Consider the following 2,927-nt stretch of genomic DNA (forward strand, 5'->3'; position numbering starts at 1 on the left):
TCGATCACGCCCGTCCGGAACCCGATCGATGACCGGTGCCCTTCGCCGATACCGCGGACGCTCATCACGAATCGCAGGCTGCCTGCGGCCACACCCGTCTGATCCGGGTGGGCGACGATGCTCGGGTTGCACAGCGCCGCCGCCTCGATGGCGTATTCACTGGTGAATGTGGCTCCCAGCAATAACATTCGCGCCGGCGACCGCGTCAAATCCATATCCAGGCGGTCGGTGAGTTCACCGGCATGAGTGCGGAAAGTTCCGACCAGATCCCGGTGCCGGCCGTCGAAGCGCGTCATGACATCGTCCAGCGCCACCCGCACCTCATCCTCGTCGAGGGCGAGGATGCGTCTCAGCACGGCTCCCGCTCGGGAGTCCCGGTGCTCGAAACCCTCCTGTCCGGGGACAAAGAGTTGAGTGATGACCCTCGACGGGTCGGCTGCGAGTCGCTGCGGGCTACGGGTGACTAGTCCGGCCCGCACCGAAGTCATTGCGGCACAACGGCGAAGCGTTGCGCATGCTGCATCGTGGCGATCACGGCCAGAGTCGACTCCGCGCCCTGGTTCTGGTTCACCCCGTCGACGAGGAGCCCGTCGAACCCGCCGCCGGTCTCCGGGTCCCACATGACCTGTCCCGAGTCATTGGCACCCTGGAACCAGGCGGCAGCGGCCGCGACACCGTCGGGCCACGTCGCAGCCGCGTCGACGGCAGCGGCACGTGCGCACGCATCGGCCAGTGCGGCGACCTCGATCGGCTGCTGGTCGAACGCGGGCCTGACGTCGTCAGGTCCTCTGCCACCCACCGGGGTGGGAGACAGATGGCCGTCGCCCGTTTCGTAGTTGAGCAGCCAGCCCAGCAGATTGAGGCCACGCTGCTGCAATGCCGCGTCCTCGAGGGCAACGCCCGCAGCGATCATCGCCTCGGGTAGCACTGCGTTCGCGTACGCCAGCCGCGGCTCGGGCCACGGCCACGAAACGTCGCCGTTAGGTGCGGCGAGCGAAGCGACATAGTCGGTGACGAGCTTGCGTGCCGCGGGGTGCTCGGGTTGGACGGCGAGAAGCTCGGCGGCTCCCAGCGCTGCAAAGGCCATCGCTCGTGGCGATGTCGACCGTTTCTGGGCGGCGCGCTCGAACTGAACGACCGCCAACTTGCGAACCAAGCCCACGTCGCTGTGAGCGGCGGCCGTGCCGAGGCCCCAGATGCATCTGCCCCAGGCGTCGTCCGTTTTCGGCTCGTCCGTCCACCGGCCCAGCCGGTCCATCCGATTGCGGCATGCACCGTTATAGGCCTGCGCCTCGTTCAGGAACCGCACCGCAAGCCCGGCGAGACCCTTCACGGGTCCCTCGGCGTCGGGTTCTCTGGTGGCTACGACAAGAACCCGGGCCATGTCGTCGGTGCAGTAACCGTCCTCCGGCCGGGGTTCGGCGAAACACGCATGCTCGAAGGTGCCGCGACGGTCTGTCAGCCGTAGCAGATGGTCGAAGTTGGCAGGCGGTATCCCGGTCGTCATACCATCGCCCGCCTGTCGTCGTGGAGCCTGTCCGCCAGGCTCAGGTACGCGCTCGCCACCACCGACCACGCCATCTCGGGCGCCAATCGGCGGGCCTCCCCCGCCATCGAACCCGCGAGACGCGGCTGCGTCAGCACCTGGCGCAGGGCGAGCGCCATGGCATCCGGATCGTCGTGGTCGACGACGATGCCTGCTCCGGTACCGAGCAGTTCGACCGCGTGCGGAAACGCGGTGGCCACCACGGGTCGGCCACACGCGATCGCGTCGACCAAAACACCGGAGGTGACCTGGTCGGTGGAGTCATAGGGCAGCACGACGACCGAGGCGGACTGAATCAGGGCAGGCAACTTCGACACGCCCCAGTAGCGGGGGTCGAACGACACCGAATCCGCCACGCCGCGGCGGCGCGCCTGATCCTTCCTGGCATCGCGATACGACTCACCGTGGTCGGCGAGGACCTTCGGGTGTGTCCGGCCGGCGATCAGATACTGCGGCCGACCAGGTAGGTCCTTCAGTGACGTCATCGACTCGATCACCCGCTCGACACCCTTGCCAGGACCCAGCAATCCCCAGGTCAAGAGCGTGGGTCTGCTCGGACGCTTCGCAGCAGCGCCCTTGGGGATGGCCGCGCCGTGCGGGATCGTGGTGACCTTCCGGCTGTCCACGTCGAAGCCGGCACACAACCGTCGCCGCGCGGCCTCGGACATGACGACCACTTGATCGGCCATCGCCGCAATCGACTCCAGCACCGAACGCTGGTGTGGCGTCGGGTTTTTGAGGACAGTGTGGGCGACGACGATTGACGGCACCCGAAGGCCATCGATGATGTCCAGCACGTCGTCTCCGTCGACCCCGCCATAAATTCCATACTCGTGCTGGATAACGGCGACGTCGTTCTGATTCAGGAGCTCGGAGGTCGCTGCAATCGATGTCACCGATCCGCTGAGCAGCTCTCCGACCACCCGCTCGCTCGAAGACGGCGCCCCATCAGCCACACGCACCACACTCACGTCGGCGCCATTCGCGCACAATGCGTCGGACAGGGCAGCGGTGAACGTCGCTAAGCCGCAGTGGGTCGGCGCATAGGTACTGAGCACGCCGACACGAGCGCCTCTCGAAAAGCGTTGCGCCCCAGCGGGGTCGAGGATCGATTTAAAGGGAGAGAAACTGGACGGAGAAAAGGATGGAGCAGTCAAGGTAATCCCGATTGACGGTTGTTACCTGCATGTCCGGCTTGAGCGGTTGCTCGGCGATAAGCGGATGACGGCGAATGCATTCCGGACTGGCTGGGTTACCAACACCTCAACGGTACACCCAACGACCTGCGGCAACGTCGGCGGGACAATCATGCAGAGACCCTTGATCGTTGGCCCGCAAGCGAGCCCGCGATGCATCGGTCGTAGAGATCGAGATAGGCCGC

Annotated in this window: 2 protein-coding genes and 1 pseudogene; all 3 read right to left on the bottom strand. The window is 66.1% G+C overall.

Annotated elements, in window-relative coordinates; genetic code table 11:
- Positions 1-488, bottom strand: a pseudogene (locus QOJ24_RS25195) (glycoside hydrolase family 130 protein); the annotation flags it as partial.
- On the bottom strand, positions 485-1,507 hold the full coding sequence (locus QOJ24_RS25200) for a glycosyltransferase (RefSeq protein WP_526266128.1): 1,023 nt from the start codon (positions 1,505-1,507) through the stop codon (positions 485-487). The pseudogene QOJ24_RS25195 and the gene QOJ24_RS25200, both read right to left, overlap by 4 nt.
- Positions 1,504-2,655, bottom strand: coding sequence for a glycosyltransferase (locus tag QOJ24_RS25205; RefSeq protein WP_526266130.1), 1,152 nt, complete (start codon positions 2,653-2,655; stop codon positions 1,504-1,506). The genes QOJ24_RS25200 and QOJ24_RS25205 overlap by 4 nt, the downstream gene beginning before the upstream one ends.
- Positions 2,656-2,927 lie beyond the last annotated feature (272 nt).

It is taken from the genome of Mycobacterium sp. (genome assembly GCF_032159775.1).
In the GTDB taxonomy this organism is placed as follows: Bacteria; Actinomycetota; Actinomycetes; order Mycobacteriales; family Mycobacteriaceae; genus Mycobacterium.